This is a genomic window from Clostridium magnum DSM 2767, assembly GCF_001623875.1.
Taxonomy (GTDB): domain Bacteria; phylum Bacillota; class Clostridia; order Clostridiales; family Clostridiaceae; genus Clostridium_AM; species Clostridium_AM magnum.
Genome location: NZ_LWAE01000012.1, coordinates 38,200 through 56,677 on the forward strand (window position 1 = coordinate 38,200; position 18,478 = coordinate 56,677).

The following is an 18,478-nucleotide window of genomic DNA, read 5'->3' on the forward strand; positions in this document are numbered from 1 at the left end:
AAATGATAGAAATACATATAGGGGGACAACCGTAGTTTTTCTAAATTAAAACTACGGTTGTTCCCCATTTAGAGTCCATTAAAAAATATTTAACATAATTTTAATATTTCATATATGTTAACTTAAAATGTACTATAATATACTAGTTAGGTATGAAATGATTATGGAAGGTGATAAAGTGAAAACAATTGATTACAAAAAACTTACACTAGACTTAATGTTTTTAATAGCTGGGTGTATACTTTGTGCATTTGCAACTACTTCAATTTTAAAACCAAATGGATTAATTACTGGAGGAATTACTGGTATATCAATTATGATGGACAAACTACTGCACATAAAATACACCTACATTTACTATGTGCTATCAATATTAATACTTACTATTGCATGGCTAGCCCTCGGAAAAAGAGAAGGATTTAAAATAATTACAGTATCTCTATTTTTTCCTGTAATTCTAATTATCTTTGATAGATTACATATTTCTTCTATACACAATGATTTAATGTTAGCCTCAATTTACTATGGAATAATAAGTGGATTAGGTTGTGGACTTATATTAAAAAGAGGATTTTCTTTTGGTGGAACTGACACCTTAGCGAAAATCTTTCATCATAAAATTTTTCCTTTTATTAGTATTAGTGAAATTTTGCTTGGCATAGATGCGGTAATAATTATATCTTCAGCCATTATTTATGGCATGAACATAGCTTTGTATGCAGTTATTTCTCAGATAATATTTATGAAGGCAATGGATACAGTTCTTTTCGGATTCGGGTCTAAAAAGGTTCAAATAGAAATAATAAGTGAAAAACATGAGGAGATAACAGACTATATATTGCATAAAATAAAAAGAGGGGTTAGTACCTATCAGATTAAAGGTGGATACATGAATTTAACTCGAATTAAGATGGTTACTATTTGCTCTCCACGTGAAAGCATGTTAATCAAAAGATTTATAGCCCATAAGGATGTAAACGCCTTTGTAAATGTTATTCCTGTTATATCTGTCTGGGGCAAGGGTGCTGGATTTGATAGTCTTATTGAAGAGGGTTAGCAAGTTTGTTGGGTTAATCCCCCAAAGTTAAGGTATGTAGTGCTATCCACTTGAGCTATATAAGTAAATCACTTGGATTGACCAAGTGATTTACTGTAGCAATGAACATGTCTCTGTCCATTAACATTTATCTATTAATAATTCAACTACTCCATATTTATCTGTACTTTCTTGGTATGTAACTTAATTTACTTTATATGAGTCTGTTAAAGTCGAATACATGGTCCATGACCAGTAGCTATAAACTTAGGGTTTAATTTTTCCAAAGTTTGTTGAAGTTCTAATCTTTTATCCGGATCTGGTACCTGCATATGACTAATATTACTAACTTCTTCTTTCCAATTACCATCTATTACTGAACCGTCGGCCTTTCCAAGACGGAACATCAAATCACTGCTAAAGAATATGCCCCGTTTGTTTTCTATAAGCAGTAAACCTTCCCATAGATGCATTTCAGAAAGATAGCTGATAAATTCAAGCTCTGAATCACCTGCTATTAGCTTTTCGCCAGGTTTTTTAATAATAACATCATTAGTAATTCCAAAGCCACTTAGCTGTCTGGCTGTAACTTCAGAACAAACTGGCTTAGCTTCAGTGAAATGTTTTAATATTAGCGACAGTCCGCCGCATTCATCTGATTCAAAGTGAGAAATAAAAATATACTTCAAAGCTCTACCGTTAAGAGTTGACTTTAACTGTGGAATCAGAGCTTCCGCTTGCTGTATGCTGCCTGTATGAACTAATACAGGTTCATCAGTTAATAGTAGATATTGATGAAATGTAAGGTCAATAGGTGGAATGTAGTTACTAAATTGGTGCAGATCATTATATATTATTGACATAGAGATACCTCCTATTATTATTACTAAATTAGAATCTGTTGTAATTTATGCTAATTATATATATACCTAATTTAGTTGTCAAATTTATTTAGCACGCTCTATTCTATGCATCAAGAATTCTTTTTTATTTGAACTATTTATAATATTAACTTCTTCTTTTAAAAAAATTAACAATTACTCTATTTAATAATATCATTAACTATGTTATATTATAATCACTCATAGATACCCTGTGGACGGTATGTTAATATTATCAAACCCAAAAGTACTTGCCAATGAAACCGCTGAGATAATATGTATGAATAGGATAGAATCAATAAATAAATTTCGAGGAGGAAAAATATGTTACAAAAGAAAAAGGGGTTAGCAAGTTTTTTTATGGCTACTCTAATCGTTACGTTGATAATAAATATTATTATAGCATGGGTTGTTCGGTCTGCTTCCAAAGAAATCGACTATGGTACATTTCTTACAATGATTCAAAATAAGCAGATAGAATCGGTGAAGATTGAAGCTAATAGGCTTTTAATAACTCCAAAAGTTAATGAGAATTCTTCAGCTAGTGATAAGAAGATTTACTATACAGGAGCTTTAAATGATCCTCAACTAGTAGAAAGGCTTCATACTGCTGGAGTAAAATTCTCAACATCTGTTAAAGATATTCAGTCACCTATTGTAACCTTTATACTTTCATGGATATTACCTTTTGCTATGTTCTACTTCCTAGGATCATTCATAATGAAATCCTTAGGCAAGAAAATGGGCGGCGGCGGTGTTATGTCTTTTGGAAAAAGTAATGCAAAGGTATATATTGAGAAAAAGACCGGTGTTACTTTTAATGATGTAGCTGGACAGGAAGAGGCAAAGGAATCACTTAATGAAATAGTAGATTTTCTTCATAAACCATCAAAATATACTGACATTGGGGCAAAACTTCCTAAGGGAGCACTATTAGTAGGGCCACCTGGTACAGGTAAGACATTGCTTGCTAAAGCAGTAGCAGGGGAGGCGAATGTACCATTCTTTTCTCTATCAGGTTCAGATTTTGTAGAGATGTTTGTAGGGGTTGGTGCTTCTAGAGTTAGAGATTTATTTCAACAAGCTGAGAAAAATGCTCCTTGTATTGTGTTCATTGATGAGATCGACGCAATAGGAAAAAGTCGTGATAGTAAGCTTGGTGGAAATGACGAGCGTGAGCAGACATTAAATCAGCTACTGGCGGAAATGGATGGATTTGATTCTTCAAAAGCTGTTGTCATACTTGCCGCAACTAATAGACCAGAGATACTTGATAAAGCTCTTTTAAGACCTGGTAGATTTGATCGAAGGGTTATTGTAGATAAGCCTGATCTTAAAGGTAGAGAAGAGATACTTAAGGTTCACGGAAAGAATGTTAAGTTAGACAGCAGGGTAAATTTAGGAGAAATAGCATTAGCTACTGCAGGGGCTGCGGGAGCGGATCTTGCTAATATGGTAAACGAAGCAGCCTTGAGAGCTGTAAGAATGGGCAGAGATGTGGTTAGACAAGATGATTTGTTTGAGGCTGTGGAGACTATTATTGCTGGTAAGGAAAAGAAAGATAGGATTATGACGGAGGAAGAAAAAAGTTTGGTTGCTTTTCATGAGGTAGGCCATGCACTTGCCGCTGCACTACAAAAGCAAACACAGCCAGTGCATAAGATTACCATCATTCCTAGAACAATGGGAGCACTAGGTTATACAATGCAGATGCCAGAGAAAGAAAAATTTCTCGTTTCTAAGGATGAGCTAATAGAGCAAATAATAGTTCTTTTAGCTGGTAGAGCAGCTGAGGAAGTTATCTTTAATAAAGCAACTACAGGAGCTTCAAATGACATTGAAAGAGCTACAGGGCTGGCAAGGCAGATGGTAACTATGTATGGTATGTCAAATAAATTTGGTATGATGGGGCTGGAATCAGTGCAAAATAGATATCTAGATGGAAGACCAGTTCAGACTTGTTCTACTGAAACTTCTACGGAAGTTGATAGAGAAGTTCTTCAAATCATAAACAGCTGTTATGAAAAGGCAGTAAGTCTTTTAAAAGATAATAGGGAGGCACTTTGCAAGATTTCATCTCATCTTCTTGATAAAGAAACTATAATGGGAGATGAGTTTATGGAGATATTAAACTCCATCTGATTGAAGTTTCCACTTAATCTTGATTTTAGATGAACTGTTCTGATAAAAAGTTCTTAAGAAAATAACCTTTAGTTAAACAAGACTTTTAACACAATATTTTAGTGTGTTAAAAGTCTTTGTTTTTGTACATGAAGTGGAAATGCTTTTAGTAATTCTTATAAACTAATGGTTGGAGTTTGATTTTTTGCTATTGTTATAACGTAAATATATATATGCAATTATAGCTCCTACTGTGCCGCAGATAACATCTGTCATTGTATCTAAAAGACTATTATTTTGTGATCTAAGTCCAAAAAGATGATCAGTAGTAAATTCGTATATTTCCCAGCATCCAGCCATAGCTATAGAAAAAAACAGACTAAAAAGTAGTTTTGTAGAGGGGGATATTTTTAAGCTTCTTTCATTTCTGTTTATGTATTCAAAAACAACAAGGCCAATGAAGGCAAGTATTACTCCTGAAAATAGATGCTCTATTTTATCAAGTCCTGGGATTAAAGAATAAAAATCAAATTCATTTGCTAAAAACATGGCAACAAAAATAAAAGCTAACATTGAGAATCTTAAAGCAGGGAAGAAATCTAGCTTTAAGATATTTTTTATAACTTTTATCAAAGCAAGCACTGTAATAATTAGTATGGGTTGAAATATTTTGGGTTTGTTTCCTTTAGGTAAAAAGTATAAAAAACATACTGCTGCTAGAATATATAAAGCAGCTTCGAAATAATCATTAAAATCAAATTTTCTCTTCTTAGTCACATTCATCGTACTTATTAATCTCCTTTGAAACAAATTTAACTAGATTATTATATGTAATATAAAGAAGAACTATAAGCAAATTTTTAACAACTAACCTGTTTATAGTTCTTTTTATATTGAAAATTAGTTAATTTAGCATTTGCACATAGAATACTAAAGAATACCTCATGCCTAATTGATGATCAATATCGTTAGATATAGATCCAGTACCACCTATAATAAATACATTTTTGGTCTTTAATCTATTTAATTCTCCAGCAACGTCTGAGGTTATTGCTTTACTATCTGTTAATAATATAAGTGCATTTAGGTTCCTCTTAAGGCAGGTGAATCATATAATGATAACGGTATTAATTTGGAATTAAAAGGAGTATTAATGAAGAAAATAATAGTAAGTTGTGTACTTTGCAGTTTGGTGGCTTTTACCCTTGCAGGCTGCGGCGGTGTTAACATTAGCTTTGGTTCAGATAATAAGTCAGCTCAAGAAGAGGTTAAACAGGAACAGAGTGCTCAGAATAAGTCAGTATCAACAGTTGATAAATCAACTGAAGGCGTTAAACAAGATCAAAATACTGGCGATAACCCAACGGTAAATGTTAATATTAATGAAGTGCCTCAAACTCCTAGTAAACCAGATGTAGTAGTTATAAGAGAGCCATCGCAAATACATGTATATAGTGGAAGTTTTGTATTTCCAAGTAGTGATCGAGTTTATCTCACCTCAAGTCAAGTATCTAGTTTAACTAATTATGAATTAGGAATTGCTAGAAATGAAATCTATGCAAGACATGGTTATATATTTAGCACACCAAAATATATAAAATATTTTAACTCTCAAAGTTGGTATACTCCTATTAGTAAAAATGTGACACTAAATAGGATAGAAGAGTATAATGTTAGTCTTATAAAAGCTGAGGAAGATAGAAGAGGAGTTCAAAACTAGTTTTAAAAGTATTTTTTATAAAGGAATATCTTATAAATCAAATTACAAAGAAGTATATATTGTAAGGGAAAGCATGAGTTAGAATTTCAGATAGTTATTATTTTTAATGGAAGAATGCTAATATTCGCGGACATTCTTCCATTAAATCATTTTAGACAATATGAAGTCTTATGTTCATACTTTCAATAATATCCTTCCACTCTGAACTTAAGCCGGTATCGGTAACTATTTCATTAATTTCGTTTAATTGAGCGAAATATGCTGTTCGAACCTTACTAAATTTACTTGAATCAGCAACTAGTATTTTTGTTTGAGACGATTGCAGCGCAGTTCGCTTTGTTGGTACTTCAAAGCTCTGAGAACAAGTTAGCCCTAATTTATGATGTATACCAGATGTAGAAACGAACATCTTAGTTGCTCTTATGTTTTCAATCAAGTTTATACCTTGAAGTGATTCAAACATTTGATCTCTGCGATGATAATAGCCGCCGCTAAAAATTAAATTCATGTTATCTTTCTTAATCAAATGGGAAAGAATATTGTAAGTATAACAAAGCACAGTAATTTCTGAATCCTCAGGCAGATGCTTTGCAAGCTTATCCGTAGTGGAGCCACCGTCGATAATAAGAACGTCCCCTGGCTCTATCAAACTTGCAGCATACTTTCCAATTCTTTCTTTTTCTTCATTCATTATATTTTGCTCATAATCTAATTCGTAATTATCGTTACTGCTATCGTTAGCAGTATTTGCAATGTAAGTTGCTTTTCCATAGCTTCTATTAACAATATCATTGCTTTGTAGCAGATTTAAATCACGTCGTATAGTCATTTCAGATACCTTTAATATCTTGGATAATTCCTTTACTGTAACTTTTTTATTCTCCTTAACGATATTAACCAATTGATTTAATCGTATATCTTTATTATTCATACTAAAACACCTTTATCCTAGAATTATAAATGTTTTAAATAAACATTTATATGTTATTAATAACCATTATACATCGTTTTATTCAATTTGTAAACATTATGTGTTTGTTTCACTATAGTATAAAAAGTAATTAAAATATAACAATTAAGAAAATAAACATATAAATGTTAAATATGAACATAAAATGTTATTTAATGTTGGTTTTGAAGAAGTATATGTTTGTTTATGCGTAAAAATGTTTATTATGAGTTAAAATTAACAAAAAAACATTGACATTGATGTTTGATTGATCTAAAATAACAATTGTAAGAAGTGTTTTAGTAGTGAGTATATTAGAATAATAAGTTTAATAAAACTTTATATGCTTAAACTAGCAGCATTATTTACATAACCACTATCAATGGTAGTTAGGTAATCGTTATAGGTAATCGTTATAGGTAATCGTTATAGGTAATAAATTCGGAAAGGAAAAAAAGTAGGGTAATCTATTGATAAAAGATTTGTAGAAAAAACATATTAACACTTGAAAGGCGTGAGTAAAAATGGAACATAATTTTGTATATGGCTTAATGGAAGACATTAGAGATCAAGATTATGCTATTGCATCCTACTACATTGAATTGGATTGTTCTATTGACCCCTATGAAAAGGCAAAGACCTTTGCAATTGGACAAACAATCGGTACATGGGTGCCAGTGCCAGGCATAACAGATGAAATGCGTAGAAATCATATGGGTAAGGTGGTACAGATTTTTGATTTTCCTCCAGCAGATTTAACTACGCAGAAACCAGATGATAACATCAGATCATACATATTTCAAATTGCATACCCAGTAATTAATTTTGAAGCAAATTTTCCTATGATGATAACAACCTTACTTGGAAACGATGCATCAACATCGTCGCAGGCTAAGCTGGTTGATTTGCAGCTTCCAGATAGCTTTATCAATGAACTTAAAGGACCTAACTTTGGAGTGAAAGGTCTGCGGAAGCTTTGCGGTGTTGAAGACAGGCCGCTTCTTCTAAATATGATAAAGCCATGCACAGGGTTTTCACCTGAAACTGGAGCAAAAATTTTCTATGACACTGCTCTTGGTGGTGTGGATTTTATAAAGGATGATGAACTTCTTGGAAATCCTTCCTTTTGCCCTCTTGAAGATAGGGTAAAGGCTTATAATAAGGCATCTGAAGCAGCATATGAGGTAACAGGGAAAAGAACAATCTATATTCCTAATATTACTGATAGTGTGGATAAGATATTTGATAATGCGACAAAGGTAATCGAAGCAGGAGCAAAAATGGTGATGGTAAGCTTTTCTGCAGTTGGATACAGCACGCTGCATGCTTTAGCAAAAACTATAAAGGTACCTATATTTGGTCATTATGCAGGTACAGGTCCCTATTATGAAGGTCCAAAGACGGGCATGAGTTCACCTATCGCTGTAGGTAAATTTCCAAGACTTGCGGGAGCAGATGGGGTAATGATTAATACTCCTTATGGAGGCTATCCTTTAGAAAGACAGAAGTATTTGCGTACTTACCATGAACTATCACTACCGCTGAAGGAAATAAAACCAACGCTAACATCCTGTGGTGGAGGAGTTAATCCTGGAATTGTAGGCAAATTTATTAAGGACCTTGGTACTGATATTATGCTTGCACCAGGTGGAGCTGTACAGGGACACCCGATGGGAGCAGCAGCAGGAGTACATGCCATGCTTCAGGCTATTGAGGCATCCATGCATAAAATACCTATGGAGGAAGCAGTCAAGGATCATAAGGAACTGAAGGCTGCTATTGATCTATGGGGATATGTAAAGAGTTAAAGCTGAGGGGGAAGAATTTATGATTGATATTCATACCCATTTATGGGACTTTGAAGCTATGCCGGAAGCTATTAGGACTTATTTTGTAGGAAAAGGTAATGAGCAGGTAGATCCAAAAAAGTATACTGCTGAAGGCTTGTTAGAATCAATGTCTCAGGCTGGAATAGAATATTCGATTGTTTCGGCACTTGCTTATAGTCATGACTTGTCCTGGGATAACATTCATGAAATAAATGAATATGTGCGGAAAGCAGTAGCAGCTTCTGATGGTAAACTTATAGGCTTTTGCACGGTTGATCCTTTTGGAGGTGAAGCATCTATAACTATGTTAAGAAAATGCATGGAAGAGGAAGGATTTAAAGGGCTTAAGCTTCATGGAAATATGCAAAGATTTTATCCAAATGATAAAAGGCTTTATGAAATTTATAAGGTTATGCAGTCTTATCATAAACCCATTTTATTTCACACAGGTGGAATTGGACTTAAAGCATACAGGGACTGTTATGGGCAGATATCAAATTTTGATGATGTGGCCTGTGATTTCCCAGAGCTTCCTATAATACTTGGACATGCTGGCAGGCTCAAGTATGAGGAGTTAGCGGTTTTATTAAGAAAACATACAAACATATATGCAGACATTAGTACAAATTTCAGCAAAGCATCAGAATACAGAACAAAACCCATGGAAAAACTATTTCAAACTGTTCTTGAATGGTGTGGAACATCCAGTCATCTGCTTTTTGGGTCCGATTACCCTTTCTATGCCCAGAAGCAGACAGTAGATAATATGAATTTAATGGAACATAGAACAGAGATTCTAAAGGATCTTGAAGATAATACTCAAGTTTTTGTAAAAAAATTTGGGATTATATAAATAAAATTAGGGAGGCATATAAAATGGCAAAACGTTTTAGAGAAGATGAGGTTATTAATTTACTAAAAAAGCAAATCGAGGCTAAGAAAGCGCTGTTTATGCCAAATTGTGGCTGCGGTTTAACAGCAAAGCTTCAAGAAAAGGGCGGTGCAGATCTTATTTGTGTATCTGCCACAAGCTACTGGAGGATGAAGGGACAAGGATCATTATCACCACTGATGCCATATTCAGATATTAATAAAATTATCCTTGATTTAGCACCTGAGGTTGTAGCAAATGTTCAAAATACTCCAATACTATCCTTATCTGGCGCAACTAATCCACTTTTACCTCACAAGAAACACCTTACTATGCTTTGGGAAGCAGGTATTTCAGGAATTAATCCTTTTATGATGAAAATCTATGGAGAAGCAATAATGGAACAGATGTCAAACATAGGAATGGGTTGGGATCGTGAAGTAGAAATGGTTGGGGAGGCACATAAAATGGACATGTTTTCTTTAGCCTATGCATTCACTCCAGAAGAAGCTACAGTTCTTGCAGAAGTAGGATGTCCAGCAATTGCTTCACATTGTGGTTCAACCATTGGAGGACTAAAAGGGGCGAAGAGTAGTCTAAGTTTAGATGAAGCATGTGAGGTAAGCCAAAAAATCTTCGATGCTGCAAGAAAAGTAAATCCAGATGTAATATTGTTTGCCCATGGTGGACCAATCGAAGGACCAAAAGAGGTTAAATATGTTATTGAGCATACAGATGCACAGGGATTCATCGGTGGTTCTGCAGCAGAGAGAGTTCCAATTGAAAAAGCAGTTTTAGCAGCAACTGAGGAATATAAGGAACTCAAATTATAAAATTATAAAATACTAATGGGGTAATAAATATGAGCAGGGGGAATTAAATATGTCTAGCAAACCTAAAGTTATTGTGGCAGGAATGTGTGATACGAAATTTACTGAACTAAAGTTTTTAGCATCAGAAGTAGAAAAGGCTGGAGGAGAAGTAACTATTATTAATGTTGGGTGTGGACATCCAATAGATTTTGCAGATGTTTCACTGCAGGATGTACTAGATACAATAGGCATGAAACAGGACGAAATCTTTAAAATGGACCGTTCAACTGCAGTTCAAACTGTTGGCGAAGCTGGTGCAAAGAAGGTTATGCATATGTATGAAGAAGGAAAAGTTGACGGCATAATTTCATGGGCTGGTTCCATGGGAACTACAACTGTTACATATCTTATGAGAGCACTACCTTTTGGTGTGCCAAAGGTTATGCTTACAGATATGGCATCTAGTGATGTAAGTAAGTGGCTGGGAAATAAGGACATTTATATTGTAAATCCTACAGCAGAGCAGGGAGTAAATATTGTTACAAGAAAGATGATAGCAAATGGAGCTGCAGCAGTGGTAGCTATGGCAAAGGTGGGAGATGCAAAAACTAAAGATTCCAAACCTTTAATGGCTATTACAGCCTATGGTACTACAACTCAGACTGTAAATAAATGCAGTGCATATTTCAATGAAAAAGGCTGGGATACGATTGTTATTCATCAGGTTGGTACTGGTGCTACTATGGAAGATTTAATACGCAATGGTGATATTACAGCAATTATAGATCTAACTACTGGAGAGTTAACTAATGAAATGTATGAAAGTTTGTATGCTATCCCTTCTACCTGGAACGGGGTAAGACTAACAGCGGCATCAGAAATGGGAATTCCTCAAATTGTAACTCCTGGTGGATGCGATCAAGCTGCTTGCGGGCCAATTAATACTATACCACAGAGATTCCTAGATGATTTTAAGACTGGAAAAAGAAGACCTTGGAAGGATACAGGATTACCATTTATGCACAATGCAGGTGTATCTATCATGTACCCTACCCTAGAAGAAATAGAAGATTTATCACATTACTATACGGAAAAATTAAATGCAACCAAAGGACCTACTGTTTTCGTTCTTCCTATGCAGGGCTGGTCTGCATATGATCAGAGTGCAGAAGTTGCTACTAATGAAAGAGGCTGGGCTGCAGGAAATGGAGACGCACCTCAGTGGCTTCCTGATGAAAAGGAACCAAGATGGTCAAAACGTTCTACATTAATGCGTTCAATTCTCGAGAAAGAATTTGATAAAAATAATGAAAATCTTGATTTTATTATAGCTGACATGAATATAGTTGAACCAGCCTTTGGTGACCTTTGTAATAAGATTATGAGTGACATGATCGATGGAAAGTGGAAAAAAGGAATGTACCGTGATATTGAAAACGTTATTGGGTAAATATTCAGAAAAGGTGGGGAATGTATGAAACAAACATTAGGTATAGGGATTAGTGCAGGACTTCTGGCAGCACTATTAACAGAAATTGGTGGTGCCCTTGGTGTAGTGACATGGGTAGGTTTTGTAGCAATGTTATCTTATTATGCAAGTGGATGTGGAAAGGATGGGTTTATAAGATCCATGGCCACAAACCTTTCAGGTGTATTCTGGGGATGGATGATAGTTTTAATTTCAAAGACACTTCCAATACCATATCCTCTTGGAGTAACAGTATTCCTTATAGTAATCGTAATGTGCATGCAATCATATTTTTCCGTTCTAAACTTTATACCAGGCGCCTTTGCAGGCTGTTCCTGTTATTTTGGAACAAATTTTGATGCAAAAGGCGTAATTATAGCCCTAATTGTAGGAAACATACTTGCATTTGCTTCGCATATTATGGGAACGAAAATAGGAAATATGTTAGAGGGTAAAAAAGTAGAGGAAGTTTCGGATACTGTGTAAGTACAAAAGCAAAAACTAATAAAAAGTTGATTTTGATAAAAAGCGGATAAACTTGATAGCTTGCAAGTTTATCCGTTAAAAAAAGGGGTAATTAAGGTGAATAAACTTATAGTTATAGGTACAGGCACCGCTATTGTAACAAAGTATCATAATACTAGCTTTGTACTTGACAATGGAAAGGAATATTTTCTGGTAGATGGAACTGGCGGCAATGGAATACTGACGCAATTTGAGAAAAAAGGTCTAGATTGGACAAAACTACATAATGCCTTTTTAAGTCACAACCATACAGATCATTTGTTGGGGATGATATGGGTTATTAGAAACATAGCCTTTAAAATTATAAAGGGAAAATATAAAGGAAATTTTCTTTTATACGGTCATGAAGAGCTGATGACAACTGTTAAAACAATATGTGAGTTGTGCCTTAATCCTAAGGAATATGCTCTATTTGACGAACGTATTTTTCTAGTTTCAGTCTATGATGGTGAGACTATTTCAGTTTCAAGTTATAAAGTAACATTCTTTGATATCTTATCCCTTAAGGCCAAGCAATTTGGTTTTTCTCTTATTGATGAAGCAGGCAAAAAGCTTGTATTCTTAGGGGATGAGCCTTTGTCTGAAAGTGGAAAGAAATATATTGAAAACGCAGACTGGTTACTGGCTGAAGCCTTTTGTTTATACTCTGAACGTGAAATTCATACCCCATACGAATATTCCCACAGTACAGTAAAGGAAGCCAGTGAAAATGCCAGAAAATATCACGTGAAGAATTTAGTTCTATGGCATACTGAAGATAGTACAACTTATGGAAGGCGAAGAGAGCTTTACAGTGAGGAAAGTAGAAGGTATTATGACGGGAACATATGGATTCCCAATGATGGAGATATAATTACAATAGATGACTAGAGATATTATTGAAAGCAGGAGGAAAAGTGTTATGGAAAGATTGGATAAGCTTTATATTGGCACTAACACAAAGATGTATAAGACAATCAAGGATACTGAAGAATTTGTTTCAAAGCTATATGAACTTACAGCAGATATCAATAGAGAGGAGATGGAGCTGTTTGTTATCCCTTCCTTTACAACCTTGAATAACGCAAGAAAAACTGTTTCAAAGGAGCAGCTAATGTTGGGAGCACAAAATATGTGCTGGGAGGAACAAGGACAATATACCGGTGAAATTTCCCCAATTATGCTCCAGGAAATTGGCATTGATCTAGTGATGATTGGCCACTCAGAAAGAAGGCATATTTTTTGTGAAAGGGATTTGGAAGAAAATAAGAAGGTAATTAGTGCCATAGAACATGGTTTTACAGCACTTCTCTGTGTGGGAGAAACTGAAGAGCAGAAGGAAAACGGGATTTCTGATGAGATACTTAGAGTTCAACTGAAATGTGGTTTAAAAAATGTAACAAAAGCTATGGCTGAAAAGCTTTGGATTGCCTATGAACCTGTATGGGCAATTGGTGTAAATGGAAAACCTGCTTCAGCAGAATATGCAAATGAGAAGCAGGCTGTAATTAAGAGATGCTTGATGGAGTTATTTGGTGAGGAGTCAGGCAGTGAAATACCGGTGCTTTATGGCGGTAGTGTAAATAATCAAAATGCACCGGAATTGATAGAAAAAGAAAATATAGATGGTCTCTTTATAGGAAGAAGTGCGTGGAATGCTGAGAATTTCAGTAATATCATACATATGGTAATGCCCTTATTTAAAGAAAGAAAAATCAAATATAAATAAAGAAATTGGAGGATAAAATAATGAGAAAAGTTGTAATCGGATGTGACAATGCAGCAGTGGATTTAAAGAATGAAATAATAAAGCACCTGGGAACTCTGGGAGTAGAAGTGGAGAATATAGGCTGTAACTCTGCAGAGGATCCAACCTATTACCCATTAATTGCGGAAAAAGTGTGCAATAAAATTATAGAAAGTGGCTATGAGAAAAGAGGTATCTTAATTTGTGGGACAGGTATTGGTATGGCTATGGCTGCTAATAAATTTAAAGGAATAAGAGCAGCTGTATGTCATGATATTTTTTCCACAGAACGTTCCATATTAAGCAACAATGGAAACATTATGTGCATGGGGGAAAGAGTAATTGGTAAGGAGCTAGCAAAACGTCTGGTTAGTGAGTGGATTAAACTGGAGTTTGTTGATGGAAGCTCTACTCCAAAGATAAAGGCTATCTGTAATATTGAAGACAGTACAATGAAATAATAGGGCTGTAAAATCCAATATAAGAATGGAGATTTAAAATGAGTAACATTGATAATTTATCGGTAAATATTATTCGTGCGCTATCGGCAGATGCTGTACAGAAGGCCAATTCTGGTCATCCAGGACTTCCTTTAGGGGCTGCGCCTATGGCATATGAGCTGTGGGCTAAGCATATGAAGCATAATCCTAAGGATCCTAAATGGTCTAATCGTGATAGGTTTATTTTATCTGCAGGGCATGGTTCTGCTTTATTATATTCCTTATTACATTTATTTGGCTATGGAGGTTTGTCAATTGATGATTTGTCTCAATTCAGGCAGTCTGGGTCATTGACACCGGGACATCCCGAATATGGTCATACAGTGGGAGTAGAAACTACCACAGGACCATTAGGTGCTGGAATGGCAACAGCCGTTGGAATGGCTATAGCTGAGAGGTATCTTTCAACTAAATTTAACAAAGAAGGCTATCCTATAGTCGATTATTATACCTTTGTACTTGGTGGTGATGGATGTATGATGGAAGGCATTTCATCGGAGGCATTCTCATTGGCAGGAACATTAGAATTAAATAAACTAATTGTGCTTTATGATTCTAATAAAATCACAATTGAAGGAGATACTGATATTGCCTTCACTGAAGATATACAGAAACGATTTGAGGCATATGGATTTCAGATTTTAATAGTAGAAGATGGTAATAGCTTAGAAAAAATAGGTGCTGCTATTGAAGCCGCAAAGGAGGATAAAAGCAGACCTTCTCTTATTATTGTAAAAACAAAAATAGGTTATGGATGTCCTGCTAAGGAAGGAAAGGCAAGTGCCCACGGTGAACCTCTGGGGGAAGAGAATGTAAAAGCATTAAAAGAATATTTAAAATTACCAGCTAATGAAACTTTCCATGTACCAGGAGAAGTATATGAGCATTTCAAGAAAATTGCTAGTAAAAATATAGAAGCTCAAGAAAAGTGGAATGAAATATTTGAAAGGTACTGCAATGCTTATCCTGAGATGAAGAAGCTGTGGAATCAGTACTATAATTTAGATATTGCTAAGGAGCTTTTAGAGAATGAGGAATTTTGGTCCTATCAGAACAAACCGGATTCTACGAGAAACATCTCTGGAATGGTTATTAACAGATTAAAAGATCTTGTTCCAGGTTTAATAGGTGGGTCGGCTGATCTGGCACCTTCCACTAAGACCTATATGAAGAATGAAGGTGACTTCTCAAAGGATAACTATGGAGGTCGTAACTTACATTTTGGAGTAAGGGAACTTGCTATGGCAGGTATTGGTAATGGCCTTGCCCTCAGTAGACTTCATCCATATGTATCTACTTTCTTTGTATTTAGTGACTATGTAAAACCAATGGCAAGGTTGTCTTCATTAATGAAATTGCCTTTAATATATGTTCTTACTCATGACAGTATTGGTGTGGGAGAGGATGGGCCTACTCATGAACCAATAGAACAGTTAGCTATGCTTCGTTCTCAACCAAACTTTACAGTATTTCGTCCAGCAGACGCAACTGAAACAATTGCCGGCTGGTACCATGCGATAACATCCCAAAAGACACCCACAGCTCTAGTATTATCCCGTCAAAACCTGCCGCAGCTTTTAGGAAGCAGTAAAGCCGCCTTGAAGGGCGGATACATTATTGCAGAAGCAGCTAAAGATGTTCCCGATGCCATAATAATAGCAAGCGGCTCTGAGGTAGAACTTGCAATAAAATCCAAAGAACAACTTGAGAAAGAAGGAATTTATGTCCGTGTGGTAAGCATGCCTTCTATGGAAATTTTTGAAGTACAGTCAAAAGAGTATAAGGAGAGTGTACTTCCAAAGGGTGTAAGGGCAAGAGTTGCTGTGGAGGCTGCAGCTGAATTTGGCTGGGGCAAATATGTTGGAATCGATGGTGCTTATGTTACTATGCAGGGATTTGGAGCATCAGCACCAGCAGCGGACTTGTTTGAAGAATTTGGATTCACAACTGAAAATGTAATTGCTGCAGTTAAATCTGTCTTATAGTAGCTTAATGCTGCAGCGAAATGGAGGTTTTTATGAATAATATATTAGTTGCACAATCGGGAGGACCAACTGTTGCTATTAATTCAACATTAACAGGAATAATAGAAGCGGCACAGGTTAGCTCTAAAATTGATAAAATCTATGGAGCCGTTAATGGAATCCAGGGAATATTTGAAGAAAAATTTATTGAGTTAGAGGAGCTTGTAAAAAATACGGATGATACGGAATTGCTGGGTTATACACCTGCAGCCGCCCTTGGATCCTGCAGATTTAAGCTGAATGACTGGAGAGAAAATGATCATCAATTTAAGAAAATAACGGATGTTTTTCGTAAATATAATATTACCTACTTTGTATTAATAGGCGGCAATGATTCGATGGATACAGTTTGGAAATTATCAGAGTACTTCGCGGAAAAAGGTATTGAAGATATTAAGGTAATAGGAGCACCTAAAACTATAGATAATGACCTGGAGGAAACAGATCACTGCCCTGGTTTTGGTTCTGCAGCTAAATATATTGCAACAACCTTTGCTGAATTAGAAAGAGATATCTCGGTTTATGATGATCCTGCAGTTACAATAGTAGAGGTTATGGGTAGAAATGCAGGCTGGCTTACTGCAGCCTCCGCCTTATCCAGGTTAAATGGTGGAACAGGACCAAGTTTGATATATTTATGTGAAACAGCTTTTGATGTGGAACAATTTATAGAGGCTGTGAAAGAAAAATTACTTGTAAATAATGCTATATTAGTTGCTATAAGTGAAGGAATTATGGATAAAAAGGGAGTTTATATTTCTGAAATGGTTCAATCAGATTTTCAGGATAACTTTGGGCACAAATATATTGCAGGTGCAGGACGGGTACTAGAAAATTTGGTTAGAGAGAAAATAGGATGCAAGGTGCGTTCAATTGAATTAAACTTAATGCAGCGTTCAGCTGGTCACATTGCCAGTCAAGTTGATTTGAATGAAGCAAAAATGACAGGACGAAAGGCAGTGCAGTGTCTACTGGAGGGAGTAACTGGTGAGTTTATTTCAATTGTTAGAAAGTGCTCCGAGCCTTACACTATAGAATATAAGTCCGTACCAATATCAAAGGTAGCAAATAAAGAAAAAAAGGTTCCCGCTAATTTCATTACTGCTAGTGGAATGAATATTACAGATGAAATGCTTCAGTATTTAAAACCTCTAATACAAGGTGAAGTAAACATTAAATATGAAAATGGAATACCGAAACATTTAGTATTGTATTAATATATGGGAATATCCAATGTTATTAAAAGGAGGTGTTTAGAGATGGCAAAGCTAAAAGGGGTATTTATGAAATCTACAATTAATTCCTTACTTAGCGGTAAAACTCTTTTTCCTGAATATAAAAAAATAGTAGACGAAATGAAAGATGATGATTGGTATTCCTGGGACTTGTATACCAAAATGCTAAATGATATATCAGGAAAACTTAGTCCAATAGTTGTAAAAAAAGTTGGGAAATCTATAATTTTAGCAGGAAAAAATGTTTTTATTAATGAGCAGGGGTATGATTCGCTTGAAAAACTTTTAAAAGCGTATCCACAAATGCATGAAAAAACTATCGTAGGTTTACATGAAAATGAAAAGCTTAAATTAATAAAATATGAAGAAGGGCATATGATTTTACACCATACAACACGTCAACCAAAAGATTTTAATGAAGGGGTAATTTTAGGTTACTTTGAAATGTTCAATAAAAGGGTAAGGACTTTTAGTATAAAGCAAATAAATGAACATTATTATGAAATTGATGTTACTTGGTAATTGGGCATCCTCATAGTTGTTGGATATTTTTACAGTACGTATATCTTGCAACATATCTAAATTCTTTTAAAATGCTGATTTAAAAGAAGTATTTAATCAAATAGAAGTTGAAAATTATGGGGCTGTTGCATTAGCGATTTTCCAAATCCCTATGAACAGCTCCGTTTTTACCCTAAAAAGATAATTTTATAAGCAAAATTATCTTTTTGGGCTTCTATATTTAAAAAGGTGTACACAAAATAAATGGTAAGTTTTATAC

17 protein-coding genes and 1 pseudogene are annotated in these 18,478 nt (G+C 35.0%); 14 read left to right on the forward strand and 4 right to left on the reverse strand.

From position 1 onward, the window contains the following. The first annotated feature begins 178 nt into the window (after positions 1-178). Complete coding sequence (locus tag CLMAG_RS27055) at positions 179-1,057, forward strand: YitT family protein (RefSeq protein ID WP_082832116.1); 879 nt, start codon at positions 179-181, stop codon at positions 1,055-1,057. A 206-nt stretch (positions 1,058-1,263) separates the two neighbouring features. Here the strand turns inward: CLMAG_RS27055 and CLMAG_RS27060 are convergent, their stop codons facing one another. Continuing rightward, positions 1,264-1,899, reverse strand: a complete 636-nt coding sequence (locus CLMAG_RS27060; RefSeq protein ID WP_066630195.1) for an oxygen-binding di-iron domain-containing protein — start codon at positions 1,897-1,899, stop codon at positions 1,264-1,266. A 342-nt stretch (positions 1,900-2,241) separates the two neighbouring features. Here CLMAG_RS27060 and ftsH point away from each other — a divergent pair, with 342 nt between their 5' ends. Beyond that, positions 2,242-4,059 (forward strand): ATP-dependent zinc metalloprotease FtsH, encoded by a 1,818-nt coding sequence (ftsH, locus tag CLMAG_RS27065; protein WP_066630196.1) that lies wholly within the window; start codon positions 2,242-2,244, stop codon positions 4,057-4,059. Positions 4,060-4,221: 162 nt separating this feature from the next. On the opposite strand, the gene CLMAG_RS27070 is transcribed toward ftsH, so the two are convergent. After that, a complete protein-coding gene (locus CLMAG_RS27070; protein ID WP_066630197.1) occupies positions 4,222-4,821 on the reverse strand; it encodes a DUF2238 domain-containing protein in 600 nt (199 codons plus the stop codon). Positions 4,822-4,942: 121 nt separating this feature from the next. Then, positions 4,943-5,122, reverse strand: a pseudogene (locus CLMAG_RS34805) (hypothetical protein); the annotation flags it as partial. Between the two features lie 69 nt (positions 5,123-5,191). On the opposite strand from CLMAG_RS34805, the gene CLMAG_RS27075 reads away from it, so the two are divergent. After that, on the forward strand, positions 5,192-5,758 hold the full coding sequence (locus tag CLMAG_RS27075; protein ID WP_066630202.1) for a YARHG domain-containing protein: 567 nt from the start codon (positions 5,192-5,194) through the stop codon (positions 5,756-5,758). A 151-nt stretch (positions 5,759-5,909) separates the two neighbouring features. Here CLMAG_RS27075 and CLMAG_RS27080 read toward each other — a convergent pair whose 3' ends face one another. Further along, complete coding sequence (locus tag CLMAG_RS27080; RefSeq protein ID WP_066630204.1) at positions 5,910-6,689, reverse strand: DeoR/GlpR family DNA-binding transcription regulator; 780 nt, start codon at positions 6,687-6,689, stop codon at positions 5,910-5,912. 542 nt (positions 6,690-7,231) lie between these two features. On the opposite strand from CLMAG_RS27080, the gene CLMAG_RS27085 reads away from it, so the two are divergent. The 11 genes from CLMAG_RS27085 to CLMAG_RS27135 all read left to right on the forward strand — a co-directional run bounded on the left by CLMAG_RS27085 (position 7,232) and on the right by CLMAG_RS27135 (position 18,219). Beyond that, complete coding sequence (locus tag CLMAG_RS27085; protein WP_066630206.1) at positions 7,232-8,515, forward strand: RuBisCO large subunit C-terminal-like domain-containing protein; 1,284 nt, start codon at positions 7,232-7,234, stop codon at positions 8,513-8,515. A 19-nt stretch (positions 8,516-8,534) separates the two neighbouring features. Beyond that, positions 8,535-9,389: an amidohydrolase family protein gene (locus CLMAG_RS27090; RefSeq protein WP_066630208.1), complete on the forward strand. Its 855-nt coding sequence runs from the start codon at positions 8,535-8,537 to the stop codon at positions 9,387-9,389. A 23-nt stretch (positions 9,390-9,412) separates the two neighbouring features. After that, entirely contained in the window at positions 9,413-10,240 is an 828-nt protein-coding gene (locus tag CLMAG_RS27095; RefSeq protein WP_066630214.1) for a phosphoenolpyruvate hydrolase family protein, read from the forward strand. A 49-nt stretch (positions 10,241-10,289) separates the two neighbouring features. Beyond that, entirely contained in the window at positions 10,290-11,669 is a 1,380-nt protein-coding gene (locus CLMAG_RS27100; protein WP_066630217.1) for a Tm-1-like ATP-binding domain-containing protein, read from the forward strand. 24 nt (positions 11,670-11,693) lie between these two features. Beyond that, positions 11,694-12,173 (forward strand): DUF1097 domain-containing protein, encoded by a 480-nt coding sequence (locus CLMAG_RS27105; RefSeq protein ID WP_066630219.1) that lies wholly within the window; start codon positions 11,694-11,696, stop codon positions 12,171-12,173. A 96-nt stretch (positions 12,174-12,269) separates the two neighbouring features. Further along, complete coding sequence (locus tag CLMAG_RS27110) at positions 12,270-13,082, forward strand: MBL fold metallo-hydrolase (RefSeq protein WP_082832108.1); 813 nt, start codon at positions 12,270-12,272, stop codon at positions 13,080-13,082. 31 nt (positions 13,083-13,113) lie between these two features. Then, positions 13,114-13,920, forward strand: a complete 807-nt coding sequence (locus CLMAG_RS27115) for a triose-phosphate isomerase (RefSeq protein WP_066630220.1) — start codon at positions 13,114-13,116, stop codon at positions 13,918-13,920. A 20-nt stretch (positions 13,921-13,940) separates the two neighbouring features. Continuing rightward, positions 13,941-14,399, forward strand: coding sequence for a ribose 5-phosphate isomerase B (gene rpiB / locus CLMAG_RS27120; RefSeq protein WP_066630221.1), 459 nt, complete (start codon positions 13,941-13,943; stop codon positions 14,397-14,399). Between the two features lie 38 nt (positions 14,400-14,437). Beyond that, positions 14,438-16,423 (forward strand): transketolase, encoded by a 1,986-nt coding sequence (gene tkt / locus CLMAG_RS27125; protein ID WP_066630222.1) that lies wholly within the window; start codon positions 14,438-14,440, stop codon positions 16,421-16,423. 32 nt (positions 16,424-16,455) lie between these two features. Further along, complete coding sequence (locus CLMAG_RS27130; protein ID WP_066630227.1) at positions 16,456-17,679, forward strand: 6-phosphofructokinase; 1,224 nt, start codon at positions 16,456-16,458, stop codon at positions 17,677-17,679. A 42-nt stretch (positions 17,680-17,721) separates the two neighbouring features. After that, a complete protein-coding gene (locus tag CLMAG_RS27135; RefSeq protein WP_066630228.1) occupies positions 17,722-18,219 on the forward strand; it encodes a hypothetical protein in 498 nt (165 codons plus the stop codon). Positions 18,220-18,478: the final 259 nt, after the last annotated feature.